This is a genomic window from Agarivorans sp. B2Z047 (assembly GCF_023373605.1).
Lineage (GTDB): Bacteria > Pseudomonadota > Gammaproteobacteria > Enterobacterales > Celerinatantimonadaceae > Agarivorans > Agarivorans albus.
The window spans coordinates 1,866,762-1,882,994 of sequence record NZ_CP088080.1; the positions used below are offsets into that span (position 1 = coordinate 1,866,762).

Genomic DNA, 16,233 nt, shown 5'->3' on the forward strand with positions numbered 1-16,233 from the left:
TAATTGGAACACAAACCATGAGCAGTAAGCGCCAGCCCATTAGCGCCGTACCAACTAATATCATCACTGGCTTTTTAGGTGTAGGTAAAACCTCCGCTATTTTGCAGCTAATGCGCAATAAACCAGAAAACGAACGCTGGGCGGTGCTCGTGAATGAGTTTGGCGAAATTGGTATAGATGGCGCCTTGCTTCAAGGCCAACATCAGCAGCATCAAGTGTATATTCGCGAAGTACCAGGAGGCTGCATGTGCTGCGCTGCGGGCTTGCCGATGCAAATCGCATTAAATCAGTTGTTAAGTGAATCAACCCCAGACCGGCTACTCATCGAACCTACCGGATTAGGTCATCCCAAAGAAGTGTTGCAAGTGCTCTCATCCAAGTATTACCAACAAGTGTTAGCACTAAACAAAACCATAACCTTAGTGGATGCCAGAAACCTTAGTGATGCCCGTTACACTAGCCACGAAACCTTTAACCAACAAATCGCCATAGCCGATACAGTGATAGGTAATAAGTTAGACCTTTATCAAACAGATGAGCAGCAACAGCTACGTGAATATGTTGCTCAACACGGGCGCAAAGGTGCGCAAGTTCTGTTTAGCAAAAACGGCCAGATGGACATTAGCTGCCTGCAAGGCGTTACGGCGGGTAGCTATGCACCCGATGAACATCATCATCATGGTCACGATAAACCTCTAGCATCCGAGCAAGCTATTCCAGAGAGTGGTTACTTAAAAGCCAGCAACCAAGGCGAAGGGTTTAACAGTATAGGCTGGCGTTTTGCACCTAATAAAGTATTCGACCGCAAGAAGCTGTGTTTGCTGCTAATAAGCTTAAAAGTAGAGCGCATAAAAGCCGTATTTATCACTAGCAGCGGCGTATTTGCTTACAACTACACCAGCGATGGCTTAAGCGAAGCTGAGCTAGATGACTGCCTAGAAAGCCGCATAGAAGTGATCGCAGATCAGCTAGATGATGGTTTAGAAGCAAGGTTGCTTGAGTGTTTGGTAGAGTAGGTAAGGGGGGCGAAGTTTAGCTATGCTAGGATACTATTCTTACATTCCTAGTTTAGTTGTTTGAAAGTAAATGTTACATCCTTGCATTCTTAAGTGATAAAAAAATTAATTGCTTGATAGTTTTAAATATGTATTTATTATTTATGGCCTTTCTCTGGCCATATACAAGGATGTGTAATGAAGTTGATGAGTCAACTGCTACCAGGTTTTTTGCTTTTTTTATTTAGTTTATATCACTATCAAAGGAGCAACCTTCCAATTCCTAGCTTTAATCAACTCGAGCTTCATCAAGGTAAGGTTTTATCTACTCGTAAATCAAATTCAATTGGAAAGAAGAGTAGTTGTATTTTTGGGGTGAAGCTAGACTCAGACACGTCAAAATACCTTAGTTTACCGTGCTTTAAAGGTTATGAAGAGGTACTTTCCTTGGTTGGAAAAAGTGCTGAGATAAGAACCCACTCCACAGAAATGTGGGGAGTTTTTTATGATGTAGAAGTTTGGGATGTAGTGGTTTCTGGAAAACATTACTATAAATATGCTAATAGAAGCTATAATCAGGCTACTTCTCATTTGTGGGTGATTATATCAAATTTCGCTTTGTGGGCAGGATATATATATTGGCTGTATAAGAATAGAGAGTCTTCGGTAGGCCGGCTAAAAAAAAGGCATTATTTTTAATTAAAACCCCTTTTTGTTCATGCTTTGAAATATAACTACTCAGTAGTTTTTACTTTTCGTGAAGCGTTAAGAATGAATAAAGCATCATGAATAAATTGAGTTTAAAGCAAATGCTAATTCGTTGATTAGAGCTTATACTCAAAAGCCATTTACTCGGAAAGTGAAGCCTATTTGTGAAGTTTTACAGGATTATGTTTAACTGCTGTACCTTCTCTACAAATGCAACGGCACCATTTCTCGCCAGTAACGTCCGCGGTGGGCGCGGCCTTGCCATTCAATCATTCGATGATTTAAGCCTTTGTGATTAAGAATATGGCTTAGGGTGTGGTTGTTTTGCAGGAAGGGATCTTGATTACCAATAATGAACAGTAAATCGGTATTGGCTAGCTCGGCTAAACGTTGAGGGCAGTTTAGGTTTACTAGGTAGTGGGTGGGTGTGTGAAAATAGACGTTGTCGTTGTAAAAGCCTTCGAATAAATCACTGAAAGATTCAACCTGCCAAGTAAGGTCGAAACGGCCAGAAAAAGCCGCCAACTTGTTAAATAGGTGAGGGTGGCGAAATACAATGTTAGCGGCATGATAAGCACCTAAGGAGCATCCGTGAGATATGGTGCAAGGGTGGTCATTTTTCTGCGCCATTAAGGGCAGCACTTCGCGTAGGATGTAGTCTTCGTATTGCTGGTGGCGCTGGATACGCCCAGCAGGGTGGGCCCAAAAACAATACATGCTTTCTATATCGATGCTATCTACACAATACAATTGCAGCTGTCCGGCATTTATTTTGTGAGCGATTGAGTTAACGAGTCCTAGGTTCTCGTATTCATAAAATCGCCCGCCGCGAGTAGGAAACACCAGCACTTTAGCCCCTGCGTGACCAAAAACCAACAGCTCCATATCGCGATGTAAACTAGGGCTCCACCAACGATGATATTCTCTATTCATGCTTAGTGAGCTCAGCAAAAAATGTAGCCAATTGTTGATTTACCTGCTGGCGCTGCTGTTGTTGCTCGGGGTAGTCGAAATGGCCTGCTTTTAGCACTGTAAGTTGTTTAGGCTGAGGAGCGTTGTTATATGCCGAAAACTGTCCAGGTGGCGCGACAAAAGGGTCAAATAAGGCCAAGGCCCAATGGCTAGGACACCTTAAGTAAGTTGCTGCGGTGGCTGAGTCAAAATAGCGTAATGTACTTAATGCGAGTTTGGGTTGCTGTTGGTAAAAGTCTTGTAATGCTTTGCCGCTGCCATGGGTAGCCAGTTTTAAACGCAGCGCTACGTTACCAAAAGTGGGCACATGAAAGTGAGCACGCTGAATGCGTGGGTCAAAGGCGCTCGCAAATATGCACAGTCCGCCTCCAAAGCTGCTGCCCATTAAGCCTATCTTATTGGTAACTTGTGGGAATAGACGTAACAGGGCGCTAACTCCGCACCATAAATCTTGAACACAACCGCCAATAATGTAGCGCTCTTTATCTTGAATGTTGTGCAGTACGTGCCACATGGGATTGTCTGAAATAGGCGCTTTGGCGCTCAAGCCAATGCCCCGCGAGCAGGGCATTAACACTGCTGTGTTATTAAGTGATACTGGGCAGTCTACTTGTTCGATACCACCATAACCATGGGCACTAATGATTGCTTGTTTTACTACGCCCGAGTGGGGAAGTAGCAGCCAGCCGCCGCAGCGCATTTGCTTAGTAGAGTTGTAATAGCACTTGAAAATGCGCCAGTTGGGAGTGTCTTGGTGGCAATCTTGAATAGCGACGTCGGGCCTAATTTGCAGGGCATGCTGATATTTGTTTTGCCAAAAGCTTTTAAAACCTCTGGGTCGATCATCTGGATGCAGCGCTTTAAGTTGGCTTAAGGTATATCCGTAGTCTGGCTCAAACTCAAAATCATGTTTAAGTTTGCTGGGCATATTTCGCTATCTTCATTTAGGTTTATGAAAACTATAACGCTTTTATGTTACAGATTTCTAATGTTAAATATTTTTGTCAGTGTGGTCGAATCAGTTGCTATTAAAAATGCTAAACAACAGGCTTTAGTCAATACGGCTAAGCGGTATAGAATGATTCTCACTTAGGCATCTCTGATTTAACAAATAAGGATTGATTGTGGTTGAAGACTTTTCTTCTATTTGGCAACGAGCCGCGGAGCGTAAAGGTGGCGATGCTGCGTTACAACATTTACTCACTACCCCTTTAAGTAGTGAACATTTAGCTGGCATTAGTGATGACCGCTGGTTGTCGGCCATGACTAAAACCATATTTCAGTCTGGCTTTGTGTGGCGAGTGGTAGAAAATAAGTGGCCAGATTTTGAGCGGGCCTTTTTCGACTTTGACCCAGAAAAAATGCTGATGCTGGACGACAGCCATATTGAACGTTTATGTAACGATGCCAGCATTATTCGTAATCGCCAAAAAATCATCACCGTGCCACATAACGCTCAGATGATTTTAGACCTTGCCAGCGAGCATGGCAGCTTTGCCAAGTTTGTTGCGCAGTGGCCTTGTGATGACATTGTAGGTTTATGGTTGTTGCTTAAGAAGCAAGGTGCGCGCCTTGGCGGTAATTCCGCCTCTTATACCTTGCGTCGCATGGGGAAAGATACCTTTATGTTGTCGAATGATGTGGTGGCTTACTTGGTTAACCGTGGAGTGATAAACAAAGCGCCAACCAGTATTAAAGGGTTAAAAGCAGTGCAAGAGGTGTTTAACAGTTGGCAGTTACAAAGCAGTTTACCTCTAGCGGCCATTAGCCAAACCGTTGCCTACTCAATCGGTGAAAACAACTTATAAAGCCTAGGGCAGTTTGCTGCTGACAGAATCAACACAAACTCTGCTGAACTAAGCGCGTTGCCATCAGTCTATTGGTTTTTGTGGGTAATAGGCTTTCAGGGATGGCAAAGCGTGGCAACAGCTTTTGGAATTCGGCGCTGGTGGTTTCTACCTTGGCGCATGTGGGGCTGTTATATGTATTGGTGAATCACTTGTATCATACTCGCGAGAATAAGCCTGCCAGAGCCTCTCGCCCGATTATTCAAGCCAGTTTGTATAAAGTACCAAGTCTGGCATTGACTACACAGCAAGACGCTAAGCAGGCCCAAACACTTGAAGCCCCTAAAGATGCCAACTTGTTGGCGGAGCCCAAACGGCACACGAGTAAACTCACCGATAAACCAAGTAACCTGCAAAGCAACTCTGGTAGTCAGATACCAGCTAACAAGCCTAGTAGTGCAGAGTCAGCAGAAAGCCCCACAGCAAACTTAAAACCAACTAAACAGGCCGATATAGTCACCCAAGCTTTCAAAAGTAAAAGTGTTGTTCAAGCGCCAGTTTCACGAGCTGATCCCCCGCAACAACCGCGCTCAGCAGCGTCATATCTTGAGCGTTACCAACAGCAACAACTGGACAAACTTGCCACAAAGCGGGCTAAGCGCTTTGAGCAACAAAAAAACGCTCCGGCTTTAGCTAATCCCAAAAAGCACAAATCCAGCTTGAGCGCAGAGCAGCAGTTTAAGCAAAGTCTAGAAGTTAAGGTGGATTGCAGCAACTCGGCTAAGCGGGCTGCGACTATCGCCGCGGGTTTATTTGGCGGCACTTTACGTTGTGAGCCTCAAGCCGAGTTACAGCAGCTCCTCGATGCAAAGCGCCAAAAAATGTTTGATGAAGAGCAGAAAAGGCCGTTGCGCTCGGTAGTGATTGAGCCCTAACGTTGTTAGCGGCGCAGCAGTATTTCTTTGAAGGCATGGTCTAGCTCTTTGTAGCGAAAGTTAAAGCCTTCTCCGCTTAGCCGTTTCGGCAGCACCTTTTGCCCGCCAGTAATTAAGCTGGCCATTTCGCCCATTGCGGTATTTAACACCCAAGCTGGTGCCCGAAATAAGCATGGGCGTTTAAGTTGCTTGCTTAGCGCTTGGCTAAATTGTTGGTTAGTGACAGGGTTAGGAGAGGTTAAGTTGTAAGCGCCATGGCATTGCTGATTGTTGAGCAGAAATATAATGGCGTCTACCATGTCACTAATGTGGATCCACGACATTTGCTGTTGGCCATCGGCCACTGGGCCACCTAAACCTAAACGAAAGGCTGGCAACATTTTTGCCAATGCCCCACCTTCTATGCCAATTACCACGCCAGTGCGCAAAACACATACACGGGTATGCTCGTTAGCCGCTTTTAATGCTATTTGCTCCCAGGTTTTACATACTTGATGAGGGAAGGAGTCGTCTTCTATGATGCTGGTTTCGTCTAAGGCTTGTTGGCCTTGCTCGCCGTAATAGCCAATGGCACTGCCACTAATAAAAGTATCTGGTGCTTGCTCACTTTGTTCAAATAGCTCTACTAGGCGCTCGGTGAGTGCCCAACGGCTATCGCAAATACGCTTCTTTTGTTGTTCGGTCCAACGTTTGTTGGCGATAGGTTCGCCAGCTAAGTTAATAACGGCATCGTATTCGTTAAGGTTATTGAGGTCTTTAAGAGAAGGAATGGCCAGTAGGTTATGTCCAAGCTTTTGATAGGCGCGAATAGGGTTGCGTGACAATATCGTCAATTCATGACTAAATTGTAAATGTTTAACTAAGCGGCTGCCGATGAAGCCAGTTCCACCGGTAAGTAGTATTTTCATAATGTTGAGCAGTCCTTGTCAGGGCTAGCCATGTTACTCTTTGATTTAGTTAACAATAGCAGAGGTTTATAGGATGGAAAGCAAGATGAAGACGGTTTTGATTACCGGGGTTGGTCGACGTTTAGGTTTTTTTCTTGCGCATCAGTTTGTTGGCTTAGGTTATCGGGTTATTGGTCAATATCGAAGTGAGCGCGCCGAGCTAGCTGAGCTAAGAGACTTAGGGGTTACATTAGTACAAGCCGATTTTAGCCAACGTACTCAGCTATTAGGCTTTGTGGAGCAGCTACTACAGCTTTGCGACAGCTTGGACGTACTCATACATAACGCTTCGTTATTTGTTAGCGATGAGCCAAATCACAGCCCTGCCGAGCAAGCTGAGTTTTTTGATGCAATGTATGCAGTGCACATGTTAGCCCCCAAGCTAATTAACGAGACGATGCATAGTGCATTATGTAATGCCAGAGGTTGCGTAGTAATGATGACTGATATTTATGCTCAGCAGCCACATGCTAAATTTCGCTCGTACTGCGCTTCTAAAGCCGGCTTAGCTAATATGCTAAAAGCTTATGCTAGCCATTGGGCACCAGAGGTGAGAGTTAACGGCATAGAGCCAGGGCCGATGTTATTTTTGGATGAGCATGATCAACAGCATCGTGAGCGGGTACTGGCGCAAACCCCCTTAGCTAAAGAAGGCGGTATAGCGCCGGTTTGGCAAACCATTGAGTTGCTGATTAACAATGAGTTCCTAACCGGATGCTCGATTAAAGTGGATGGTGGTAGGTCGCTTACCCAGTGGTAAGCATTGCTGTGGGCTTAGTTGCAGGTTTATATCTAGTGCTTGAGGAAGCGTTTGCGCTGGGGTAGTAAATAGTTGCTGTTGTAGCGTGAGCAAAAAAGGGTCTATCGCTAAATAGGCGAGAGCGGCTTGCTGCTTTACCGGCCCAATTAAGTCAATGTCTAAGCTTCTATCTTTAGCGCTAGATAGTGGATCGTTGCGATTGCGACCGTGCCTAGCTTCAAGTTGATTAAAAAACTGTTTTAGTTGGTTGGGGCTTTGCTTCGATTCAAACCAGCCTAGGGCATTCACAAATTTATGTTCAGTTTGAATATCAAAAGGTGTGGTTTCGATAAACGAACTAATGGTGAGTGTATGCAAGCGTTCACTAAGTTGGCATAGCGCAGCAGGAAGGTGCTCGAGTGGCTGAATGTTGCTCCCAAGGCTGCATAAGTAAAACATCTGGTTACTCCCGTTTGCTATTGGATTTTATTTAGCCTTTTCGCCAGCGCTTATGCAAGCTAAACTGCTGAGCATAATCAGTTATTTCTAGGAGTGAGTGGTGAATCAACCCACCTCGATGCGCCATGGCTTAGTCACAGCCGCTGCCTTAGTAGTTTTATTGGCAGGGCTTAAAGCTGCAACACCTGTATTAATTCCATTTTTGATGTCGATGTTTATCGCCATTATTGCCAGCCCCATTGTTAATTTTTTAACCCGATTAAGAATTCCACGGGTATTGTCGGTAATGATGGTGCTGTTGCTAATTGTATTTTTAATCATGCTGTTAGCAGGCGTTGTAGGTAGCTCGATTAGTGATTTTAGAGCCTCTATTCCGCTATATCGAGAGCAGCTGCTGGTGCAGTTGGCCGGTTTAAGCGCATTTGCAGCGCGTTTTGATATCGACCTTTCGATGAGCATTGTGACTGATTACTTCGACCCTGGCATTATTCTGGGGCTATTTGCTAATACCTTAACTGGCTTAAGCGGAGCAGCGGCTAACATCTTCATTATTTTGCTAGTGACGATTTTTATGTTGCTAGAAGCCGATACCATGCCACAGCGAATGCATGATGCGATTCATAATCCCGGCGTGCGTATGTCTCAGGTGAATAAGTTTTTAAAAGCAGTTAACAGCTATATTGCGGTTAAAACGTTAATCAGCTTGTTTACCGCCATTCCTATCACCATTGTGCTGACCTTGCTGGATCTAGACTATGCGATTTTGTGGGGGATTTTGGCCTTCTTGCTTAACTATATTCCTAATGTGGGTTCGCTTATTGCCGCCATTCCACCGGTATTATTAGCCTTATTGCAATTAGGGCCCAGCCAAGCTTTGGCTGTGGCGGGTTTATATGTGGGCGTAAACTTGGTGATGGGCAACATAGTTGAACCACGTATTATGGGCAAAGGTTTAGGTTTGTCTTCTCTGGTGGTGGTGCTGTCGTTAATATTCTGGGGCTGGTTGTTTGGCAGTGTTGGCATGTTGTTATCGGTCCCCTTGACCATGATTATCAAAATTGGCTTGGAATCTAGTAACAGTGGCCATTGGTTCTCGCGTATCCTTAGCCACCCAGACGATTTAAAGAAAGAGAGTGAACCTGTAGATGAAGCTTAATCTTCCGCAGCTAAGTGATAATGCATTACGTGTTGTACATGGTCGCGGCCACTGCCTAGAAGGTGCTGAATCCTTCAATATTGAATGGCTACCACCAATCATGCTGATTGTGGCTTATGCACCTCTCAGCGAAGAGTTGGTGTATCAGTTAGTGGAGCAATTAAGTGCAGAGCCTTTGGTTGAAGGCGTATTTTTGCAACAGCGTGACCAAGCCATGGCTCCGGTAAGCCACTTATGGGGTTGTGAGCAAACGCCGAATGAAGTAACTGAACAAGGTTTACGCTACAAGGTTGAAGTTGGCACTCATCAAAACTTTGGGATCTTTTTAGATATGGCCAAAGGACGAGAGTGGGTAAAGCAGCAAGCCGAAGGTAAACAAGTGCTTAACTTGTTCTCTTATACTTGTGGCTTTGCCGTAGCGGCGATTGCTGGTGGCGCTAAGTCGGTTGTTAATATCGATATGAGTAAAGCTGCGTTAAGTGTTGGCCGCGACAACTTGCGGCTAAACCTGCTGGATGACAAAAAAGCCCGTTTCTTTGGCCACGATTTGTTTAAATCTTGGGGTAAGCTGCGCAAGCACGGCCCTTATGAATTGGTGATTGCTGATCCGCCATCAATGCAAAAAGGCAGTTTCTTGGTTGAAAAAGATTACCCGCGGATTGTTCGCCAGCTGCCTAGTTTGCTCACAGAGAACGGCATAGCCATGTTGTGTTTAAACGCGCCGTGGCTAGGGCGTAGCTTTTTGCTCGATGCTATTGCCACAGAAGCTCCACAATTAAAGCTTATTGAAACGCTGGAAAGGCCTGATGCGGTAATGGAAAAAAGCCCAGATGATGGCTTAAAAGTGCTTATCTTCCAAAATCAGCCTTAGCTATTAGTATCACAATTTAGCGCTTTACTGGCCCTCGCTACTCAGCCTTAGCTAACGCTCTGCTAAGCTTGTATTAAGCCTTTAATTCAAAGGTTTAATACAAGGAGCGTATATGGGGTTTCGTTTTTCTCACCTATTTTCCTCTCTGCTTAAAAGTCTTCGCGATATCTCGCCGATAGTTGTGGTTGTTTTGTTTTTCCAATGGGGAGTACTAGACAGCAGCTTACCTAATGTTTTGAGCATCTTAAGTGGTGCTGTGATGGTGGTGGTGGGTTTAAGCTTTTTTGTGATGGGCTTAGAGCTAGGGCTGTTTCCTATAGGCGAAAACCTTGCCCATGCCTTTGCCAATAAAGGTAGTTTGTTAGCCCTGCTTAGCTTTGCTTTTTGTTTGGGCTTTGGCACTACCATCGCCGAACCGGCCTTAGTAGCTGTAGCAAAAGAGGCCGCAGAGGTAGCCGCACAAGCCAAGCATATTGAAAACACCGAAACCAGTATGCAGGAGTATGCCGCTGGGCTGCGTTTAAGTGTAGCCTTTGCCGTTGGCTTAGCAATTGTGATTGGCGTTATTCGCATCATAAAAGGTTGGCCGCTGTATCTAATTATCATTGGCGGTTATTTGTTGATTGTGTTACTTACCATGTTTGCCCCTCAAGAAATCATTGGTATTGCCTACGACTCTGGCGGAGTGACAACCTCTACTATCACCGTACCTTTAGTCACCGCTCTTGGAGTCGGTTTAGCTTCGGCCATTAAAGGCCGCAACCCTTTGCTTGATGGCTTTGGTTTAATTGCTTTAGCCTCGTTAACCCCTATGATGTTTGTGATGCTCTACGGGATAGTCTATTGATTAGCGCAAGCCTAAATTTCTTAGAGACGCTGTTTGGCACTTTGGGGGACATTTTCCCCATTGTTGTGACCATATTGGTCTTTCAGTATTTGGTGATTAAGCGGCCGATTAGTCAGCCAAAGCAGCTGTTACTGGGCACGCTATTTGTTGTGCTGGGCATGGTGTTATTTTTGTTGGGCTTAGAGCAGGCACTATTTCCACTGGGTGAGTCCATGGCAAAACAACTCACCAGCGCAGAATTTTTGGGCTTAGATGAGTCTGCGGTTTATGTGGTGTCGGAACACTGGGCGGCTTATGCTTGGATTTACCTGTTTTCTGCTGCTATTGGCTTTAGCACTACGATTGCCGAACCTTCTCTGTTAGCGGTAGCCATTAAAGCTAATGGCGTGTCGGGTGGAGCTGTATCAATAGGTGGTTTGCGGATCTCTGTAGCCATAGGTGTGGCTTTAGGCTTGGCCTTAGGCAGTTATCGAATAGTGGTTGGCGACCCGCTGCATTACTACATTATTGCAGGCTATATTTTGGTGGTAATACAAACCCTGTTTGCTCCTAAAGCGATTGTGCCCTTGGCATACGACAGTGGAGGCGTGACCACTTCTACGGTGACTGTGCCTTTAGTTACCGCACTGGGTTTAGGTTTAGCTGAGTCGGTGCCTGGGCGTAGCCCCTTGCTTGATGGCTTTGGCTTAATTGCGTTTGCCAGCTTATTCCCCATCATTTCGGTGCTTGCCTATGCGCAAGTTACTAGTTTCTTAGCAAGTTCTAGTTTGTCAGGAGATGACGATGAAATTTAAATTGATTCTTGCCTTTGTTGATGACCAAAAAACCACCTTGGTGCTCGATTCCGCACGTGCTGCTGGTGCTACCGGTGCAACGGTAATAAACAATGCGCGAGGTGAAGGAGTGCATCGCAAAAAAACCTTCTTTGGATTGAATCTAGAAGCACAGCGAGACGTGTTGCTGTTTGTTGTGGAAAGCCACCTTGCCAAACCGATCTTAAATACTATCAGTGCGGTGGCTGAGTTTGACCAAGAAGAAGGGCAGGGAATTGCTGTATTGCTAGACGTAGAAGAAGCCGTTGGGGTTGCTCACCAAATTCAGGCCTTAATTCACAAAGTACCTACAGATGAAGAGTAAGCGAGATTAATGTGAATAAATAGTTATGCAGAGCTCAAAAGTTACCTTCCTCTGTGTATAACTATTGTCTTTTTATTTTTTTATCCACACATTCTGTGGATTAAAGTGTGTATGAAACCACTGTTTGTAAATATCTTATTGTTTTATATGACTTTTTAATGTTGTCTAAAAAAGAAGCGATGCTTTGTGATGCCATTTTAGTAGTTGCATTTTTTAGAAAACTGTAGACGAATTACCGAGTTGTAATGTGATAGTGGCTATTCCGTACTGTCTATTTAGTTTGAAGCTACATCTATTTTTAATGATAAATAAAAAAATAATCTAAAAAGCTGCAATCAAATGTGGCGTTGATTCGTTACTGCTAGGTAAAGTCATTAATGGAATAGAGAATAAGATGGAACAAAAGCAATTAGACAACGCAGCATTGTGGTTGCGTATAGGCCTTGGATTGGTGTTTATTATCGGTGGTACATCGAAACTAAGCTTGTTGTTAGACTCCAGCACCGAAGCGGCAATGGTCGCTAACTACATGGGGACTACCGGTTATATTAATGAGTTATTTCAAGACTACCTATTTTCTGCAGGATTACTTAGCCCTTGGGCATTTCTAACTACTTTATCAGCTTTTGAGTTATTTTCGGGTGTGGCTTTGGCTGCAGGTTTTTTGGTTAGGCCTTTAAGTTTATTTTACGGGTTTTTGCTATGGACTTTTGTGGTATCACTGCCTGTTGATACCGTACCAGGGGCATCGGTAGGCGTGAGTACTTATACTTCACCGGCGATATTTGTGCAGATTAGAGACATTACCCTGTCGGGTATGATGTTTGTGTTGTTTAACCTAGGCGCTGGTGCGCTGAGCATTGATGAACGGCTGCGCAGTAAACGTGGGGTAGCCAGCAAAAACTCTCAAGACTGGCAAACGCTAGGTCTGTTGTTACGCTTTTCTTTAGGTATGACCTTTATCGTCGCAGGCTTTTTCTCAGGCTATGCAAAAATCCCTAGTTTTGCTACTCATCAGCTAGTTTTAATGGTTTTGGGTCTAATTTTTATTTTTGCTCATGGTAAAACTCTAAAAATGGGAGCTGTAGCCTGCGTATTAGTGATGATTTGGTTTATGCTTCAGAAGTTCTCTATCGATAAGTCACTGATTAAGAACTTAAATGGAGTTAAACGAGAGTTCGCTTTAGCAGCGGCAGCCATAGTGTTGGCAAAACTGGGTGGGGGAAACCGCTTTAGTTTGCAAGACATGTTGCTAAGAGTGAAATCTTACTACTTGTTTAACCGCGCAGTGAGTAAGTGATAGCTTGTTCGGCGTGAAAGCGCCGTGTTACTTGAATAACAAAGGAATGTCTGCTGGATAGTTAGCAGTAAGATAGCATGCTGAAATTGTTTAAACGTAAAGCCCGACCGGTATTTTCGGACGCGCTGCTTAACCAGTTATATCGCTATAGTTTTTCACTATGTCACAATAGTGAGCAGGCTTATGACCTATTGCAAAGTTGCTGCGAAAAAGTGCTGCAGAAAGATCCTCCTCCAGAACCTCTTAAACCCTTTATGATGCGAGTTATTCGCAACGAATTCATTGACAACTTTCGCCGTAAAAAGCTGGAGTTGGTGGTGGATGAGGACCAATACATTGATGCCAGTATTGTTGAAGAGAGTCTACAAGACATGGAGTTGCTGCTGATAGACCAGCAACATGTTGGCTTAGTGATGGAGCGTTTGTCTGAAGACGAACGCGAACTTTTATACTTATGGGCGGTAGAAGGTTTTAGTATTCAAGAAATTGCCACCACTAGCGGAGTTGCTCGAGGCACCTTGTTATCACGCGTTTCCCGCTTGAAAAAGCGTTTAAGTGATGAATTTGGTCACTTAATTGAGGAGGTGTCTTAAGATGAGCTTTAGTGCGCAAGATGGCAGCTTTAAGCAACTTACTAGAGATTACTTTCAAGAACTGCAGCTTTCTAAGAAGCAAGTGAACAAATTACAGGGCTTAGCTAAAAGCAAGCAAATGGATGCTAGCCAATGGGCTTGGGCCAGTGCGGTCTCTTGTGTGTTGGCTGTGACTATTTATTTGGCCTTCTTTGCCGGCATCAACTATTCCGCTATTTCTAAAGAGATTGCCTATAACCACAACAGCCAAATGCAAATGGAAGTTATGTCTTCGTCGATTAATGATATTCAAAAACATCTTAACCGTTTGGATTTTAAGCTCATTCAATCTCAATTATTAGATAAAGATAAATGGGAGCTAATGGGGGGGCGCTACTGCAGTATTGATGGCCGTATTGCCGCTCAGTTAAAAGTAAGAAACCGTCAAAGCTTGCAAGTTCACACCTTTTATCAAGCCAAGTTGCCCGAAGAGTGGCTAAACATTACTAAGCAAAAAGAATTAGAAGTGGATGGTGTTAAGGTAAAAGTTTGGCAAGAAAAGGGCTTACTTATCGGTTTAGCTATTTAGAAAACTAACAAACAGACACAAAAAAGCCGATCTTACGATCGGCTTTTTTATTGCTTAGCAATAACTTACTTGCTTTGGCCTGCTTGAATTGCGGTTAGCGCAATGGTGTAAACAATGTCGTCTACTAATGCACCACGTGACAAATCGTTTACAGGTTTAGCCATACCTTGCAGCATAGGACCAATACTGATTAGGTCGGCACTACGTTGAACGGCTTTGTAGGTAGTATTACCGGTGTTCAAATCTGGGAAGATAAACACAGTCGCTTTACCTGCAACAGGACTGTTAGGCGCTTTGCTCTTAGCTACGTTTTCCATAATTGCGGCATCGTACTGAAGCGGGCCATCAATGATTAGCTCAGGGCGGCGCTCTTTAGCAATTTTGGTCGCTTCACGTACTTTTTCTACGTCTGAGCCAGAGCCTGAGCTACCGGTAGAGTAAGAAATCATTGCAACACGTGGCTCGATGCCAAAGGCAACAGCAGACTCTGCAGATTGAATGGCGATATCTGCCAATTGTTCCGCACTTGGGTCTGGGTTAATGGCACAGTCACCATATACCAATACTTGATCTGGTAGCAGCATGAAGAAGATAGAGCTCACCAAGTTGTAACCTGGCGCTGTTTTAATTAACTGTAGCGGCGGGCGAATGGTGTTGGCTGTGGTGTTAACTGCACCAGATACCAAACCGTCTACTTCATCGTTAGCTAGCATCATAGTACCTAGTACTACGTTGTCTTCTAATTGCTCTTTGGCTACTACTTCAGTAAGGCCTTTACCTTTACGCAACTCAACCATTGGTGCAACGTATTTGCCTTGAATTTCAACCGGGTTGAAAATCTCAACACTTTCGCCAAGCACTACGCCTTGTTGGCTAGCAATGCGCTGAATAACCTCTGGGTTACCTAGCAATACTGGGCGAGCAATACCACGTTCGGCACAGATAGCTGCAGCTGCGATAGTGCGTGGCTCTTCGCCTTCTGGCAATACAATACGCTTGTTCGCGTTGCGTGCCATTTCGGTTAACTGGTAACGGAAAGCTGGTGGCGATAAGCGACGAGCACGCGCAGAGATAGCGGTAAGTGACTCAATCCAATGTTTATCGATGTGACCAGCAACGTAGTCTTGTACTAACTCGATGCGTTGAGAATCATCTACTGGGATTTCTGCATTAAAGCTCTGTAGCGCTAATGAAGTTTGCCAAGTATTTGAATTGATAAGCATAACAGGTAAACCTGTCGCGAATGCACCTTCACATAACTTAAGTACTTGTGGCTCAGGTTGGTAACCGCCAGTAAGCAGCAGGGCACCAATCTTAACGCCGTTCATGGCAGCTAAACAGGCCGATACAATTACGTCTGAGCGATCGCCAGACGTTACCAACAAGCTGCCTGCGTTAAAGTGTTCAACCATGTTTGGAATACTGCGTGCACAGAAGGTCACACGACCTAGGCGGGTATCCATGTCACCTTCATTAATAATGGTGGCATTTAAGTGGTTAGCTAAGTCGCGAGCACGTGGCGCAACAAGTGGTGCATTCCAAGGCACGCAACCTAAGATACGCAATGGACTCTTGCCAAACATTTGCAGCACTTCAAGGTTGGTAGAGTGATCTGATTTGTTATCGAACATTTCAGTCAGATCTGGACGAGTGATTTCGTGCTCGTCGATTGGCGCGCCAACTTTGTTAATAATGCAGCCGATAATGCGTTTGTTCTTCAAGCCGCCAAAGTTGTTACAGGCAATTTCCATACGCTCTTTTAGCTGCTGAGAAGTATCGCTACCAGGGTTAGTAACAAACACCATGTCTGCGTCTAGCGCTTTAGCAATACCGTAGTTTACGTTGGTTGCGTAAGGCGACTCTGAGGTAGGCACTAAGCCTTCCACTACGACAATTTCGGCACCAGAAGTTGCAGAATTAAAACGCGCTACAATGCCTTCGAGTAAATCGTCGATTTGGTTAGCACTGATGAGGTTTTCTGCGTAAGCCTGAGTGAAGGGCTCTGGAGGAATAATGTTTGAAGCTTGACGGATAATAGCGGTAGAACGTTCTGCACCTTTCTCACGGGTTTTAGGCTGTGCGATAGGTTTGAAAAAGTTTACGTTTACGCCATTACGTTCCATAGCGCGAACCATACCAAGGCTGACGGATGTTACACCAACACCAACGCCAACTGGGATTAACATAATTGTACGAGCCACGGCTGTACCTCTTAAGTT

18 protein-coding genes are annotated in these 16,233 nt (G+C 44.6%); 13 read left to right on the forward strand and 5 right to left on the reverse strand.

Annotated elements, in window-relative coordinates; all coding sequences use genetic code 11:
• The first annotated feature begins 17 nt into the window (after nt 1-17).
• Together LQZ07_RS08590 and LQZ07_RS08595 are read left to right on the forward strand one after the other, a co-directional pair.
• A complete protein-coding gene (locus LQZ07_RS08590) occupies nt 18-1,016 on the forward strand; it encodes a GTP-binding protein (protein WP_152779604.1) in 999 nt (332 codons plus the stop codon).
• 177 nt (nt 1,017-1,193) lie between these two features.
• Nucleotides 1,194-1,694 (forward strand): hypothetical protein, encoded by a 501-nt coding sequence (locus LQZ07_RS08595; RefSeq protein ID WP_152779602.1) that lies wholly within the window; start codon nt 1,194-1,196, stop codon nt 1,692-1,694.
• Between the two features lie 213 nt (nt 1,695-1,907).
• Here the strand turns inward: LQZ07_RS08595 and LQZ07_RS08600 are convergent, their stop codons facing one another.
• Nucleotides 1,908-2,636: an esterase family protein gene (locus tag LQZ07_RS08600; protein ID WP_152779600.1), complete on the reverse strand. Its 729-nt coding sequence runs from the start codon at nt 2,634-2,636 to the stop codon at nt 1,908-1,910.
• Nucleotides 2,629-3,603 carry an acetylxylan esterase gene (locus LQZ07_RS08605; RefSeq protein ID WP_152779598.1) on the reverse strand — a complete coding sequence of 325 codons (975 nt, stop codon included), beginning with the start codon at nt 3,601-3,603 and terminating at the stop codon, nt 2,629-2,631. Before LQZ07_RS08605 ends, LQZ07_RS08600 begins: the two co-directional genes overlap by 8 nt.
• Before the next feature lie 196 nt (nt 3,604-3,799).
• Between LQZ07_RS08605 and LQZ07_RS08610 the strand changes: the two genes are divergently transcribed.
• Nucleotides 3,800-4,483, forward strand: coding sequence for a DNA-3-methyladenine glycosylase I (locus LQZ07_RS08610; RefSeq protein ID WP_016403920.1), 684 nt, complete (start codon nt 3,800-3,802; stop codon nt 4,481-4,483).
• A 101-nt stretch (nt 4,484-4,584) separates the two neighbouring features.
• Complete coding sequence (locus tag LQZ07_RS08615) at nt 4,585-5,397, forward strand: hypothetical protein (RefSeq protein WP_152779596.1); 813 nt, start codon at nt 4,585-4,587, stop codon at nt 5,395-5,397.
• 5 nt (nt 5,398-5,402) lie between these two features.
• Here LQZ07_RS08615 and LQZ07_RS08620 read toward each other — a convergent pair whose 3' ends face one another.
• Nucleotides 5,403-6,305, reverse strand: coding sequence for a TIGR01777 family oxidoreductase (locus LQZ07_RS08620; RefSeq protein ID WP_152779594.1), 903 nt, complete (start codon nt 6,303-6,305; stop codon nt 5,403-5,405).
• A gap of 85 nt (nt 6,306-6,390) precedes the next feature.
• Between LQZ07_RS08620 and LQZ07_RS08625 the strand changes: the two genes are divergently transcribed.
• Entirely contained in the window at nt 6,391-7,104 is a 714-nt protein-coding gene (locus LQZ07_RS08625; RefSeq protein ID WP_152779592.1) for an SDR family oxidoreductase, read from the forward strand.
• On the opposite strand, the gene LQZ07_RS08630 is transcribed toward LQZ07_RS08625, so the two are convergent.
• Nucleotides 7,051-7,542, reverse strand: a complete 492-nt coding sequence (locus LQZ07_RS08630) for a 2-amino-4-hydroxy-6-hydroxymethyldihydropteridine diphosphokinase (RefSeq protein WP_152779590.1) — start codon at nt 7,540-7,542, stop codon at nt 7,051-7,053. The two genes, LQZ07_RS08625 and LQZ07_RS08630, sit on opposite strands and share 54 nt — an antisense overlap.
• A gap of 100 nt (nt 7,543-7,642) precedes the next feature.
• Here LQZ07_RS08630 and LQZ07_RS08635 point away from each other — a divergent pair, with 100 nt between their 5' ends.
• The 8 genes from LQZ07_RS08635 to LQZ07_RS08670 all read left to right on the forward strand — a co-directional run bounded on the left by LQZ07_RS08635 (nt 7,643) and on the right by LQZ07_RS08670 (nt 14,014).
• Nucleotides 7,643-8,698 carry an AI-2E family transporter gene (locus tag LQZ07_RS08635; RefSeq protein WP_249483607.1) on the forward strand — a complete coding sequence of 352 codons (1,056 nt, stop codon included), beginning with the start codon at nt 7,643-7,645 and terminating at the stop codon, nt 8,696-8,698.
• Nucleotides 8,688-9,569, forward strand: a complete 882-nt coding sequence (locus LQZ07_RS08640; RefSeq protein WP_152779587.1) for a class I SAM-dependent methyltransferase — start codon at nt 8,688-8,690, stop codon at nt 9,567-9,569. Before LQZ07_RS08635 ends, LQZ07_RS08640 begins: the two co-directional genes overlap by 11 nt.
• 112 nt (nt 9,570-9,681) lie before the next feature.
• Nucleotides 9,682-10,416 (forward strand): DUF1538 domain-containing protein, encoded by a 735-nt coding sequence (locus tag LQZ07_RS08645; protein WP_016403914.1) that lies wholly within the window; start codon nt 9,682-9,684, stop codon nt 10,414-10,416.
• Complete coding sequence (locus LQZ07_RS08650) at nt 10,413-11,210, forward strand: DUF1538 domain-containing protein (protein WP_152779585.1); 798 nt, start codon at nt 10,413-10,415, stop codon at nt 11,208-11,210. The genes LQZ07_RS08645 and LQZ07_RS08650 overlap by 4 nt, the downstream gene beginning before the upstream one ends.
• Nucleotides 11,200-11,553, forward strand: a complete 354-nt coding sequence (locus tag LQZ07_RS08655) for a P-II family nitrogen regulator (RefSeq protein WP_016403688.1) — start codon at nt 11,200-11,202, stop codon at nt 11,551-11,553. The genes LQZ07_RS08650 and LQZ07_RS08655 overlap by 11 nt, the downstream gene beginning before the upstream one ends.
• A 394-nt stretch (nt 11,554-11,947) precedes the next feature.
• Nucleotides 11,948-12,853, forward strand: coding sequence for a DoxX family membrane protein (locus tag LQZ07_RS08660; protein ID WP_152779583.1), 906 nt, complete (start codon nt 11,948-11,950; stop codon nt 12,851-12,853).
• 77 nt (nt 12,854-12,930) lie between these two features.
• A complete protein-coding gene (locus LQZ07_RS08665; RefSeq protein WP_016403691.1) occupies nt 12,931-13,446 on the forward strand; it encodes an RNA polymerase sigma factor in 516 nt (171 codons plus the stop codon).
• Between the two features lies 1 nt (nt 13,447).
• A complete protein-coding gene (locus tag LQZ07_RS08670; RefSeq protein ID WP_016403692.1) occupies nt 13,448-14,014 on the forward strand; it encodes a hypothetical protein in 567 nt (188 codons plus the stop codon).
• A 65-nt stretch (nt 14,015-14,079) separates the two neighbouring features.
• Here the strand turns inward: LQZ07_RS08670 and pta are convergent, their stop codons facing one another.
• Nucleotides 14,080-16,215 carry a phosphate acetyltransferase gene (gene pta, locus LQZ07_RS08675; protein WP_040307631.1) on the reverse strand — a complete coding sequence of 712 codons (2,136 nt, stop codon included), beginning with the start codon at nt 16,213-16,215 and terminating at the stop codon, nt 14,080-14,082.
• Nucleotides 16,216-16,233: the final 18 nt, after the last annotated feature.

Excerpts from the sequence above, each read along its gene's own strand:
- LQZ07_RS08590 (WP_152779604.1), top strand. The coding sequence starts at position 18 with ATGAGCAGTAAGCGCCAGCCCATTAGCGCCGTACCAACTAATATCATC.
- LQZ07_RS08595 (WP_152779602.1), top strand. The coding sequence starts at position 1,194 with ATGAAGTTGATGAGTCAACTGCTACCAGGTTTTTTGCTTTTTTTATTT.
- LQZ07_RS08600 (WP_152779600.1), bottom strand. The coding sequence starts at position 2,636 with ATGAATAGAGAATATCATCGTTGGTGGAGCCCTAGTTTACATCGCGAT.
- LQZ07_RS08605 (WP_152779598.1), bottom strand. The coding sequence starts at position 3,603 with ATGCCCAGCAAACTTAAACATGATTTTGAGTTTGAGCCAGACTACGGA.
- LQZ07_RS08615 (WP_152779596.1), top strand. The coding sequence starts at position 4,585 with ATGGCAAAGCGTGGCAACAGCTTTTGGAATTCGGCGCTGGTGGTTTCT.
- LQZ07_RS08620 (WP_152779594.1), bottom strand. The coding sequence starts at position 6,305 with ATGAAAATACTACTTACCGGTGGAACTGGCTTCATCGGCAGCCGCTTA.
- LQZ07_RS08625 (WP_152779592.1), top strand. The coding sequence starts at position 6,391 with ATGAAGACGGTTTTGATTACCGGGGTTGGTCGACGTTTAGGTTTTTTT.
- LQZ07_RS08630 (WP_152779590.1), bottom strand. The coding sequence starts at position 7,542 with ATGTTTTACTTATGCAGCCTTGGGAGCAACATTCAGCCACTCGAGCAC.
- LQZ07_RS08640 (WP_152779587.1), top strand. The coding sequence starts at position 8,688 with ATGAAGCTTAATCTTCCGCAGCTAAGTGATAATGCATTACGTGTTGTA.
- LQZ07_RS08645 (WP_016403914.1), top strand. The coding sequence starts at position 9,682 with ATGGGGTTTCGTTTTTCTCACCTATTTTCCTCTCTGCTTAAAAGTCTT.
- LQZ07_RS08655 (WP_016403688.1), top strand. The coding sequence starts at position 11,200 with ATGAAATTTAAATTGATTCTTGCCTTTGTTGATGACCAAAAAACCACC.
- LQZ07_RS08660 (WP_152779583.1), top strand. The coding sequence starts at position 11,948 with ATGGAACAAAAGCAATTAGACAACGCAGCATTGTGGTTGCGTATAGGC.
- LQZ07_RS08665 (WP_016403691.1), top strand. The coding sequence starts at position 12,931 with ATGCTGAAATTGTTTAAACGTAAAGCCCGACCGGTATTTTCGGACGCG.
- LQZ07_RS08670 (WP_016403692.1), top strand. The coding sequence starts at position 13,448 with ATGAGCTTTAGTGCGCAAGATGGCAGCTTTAAGCAACTTACTAGAGAT.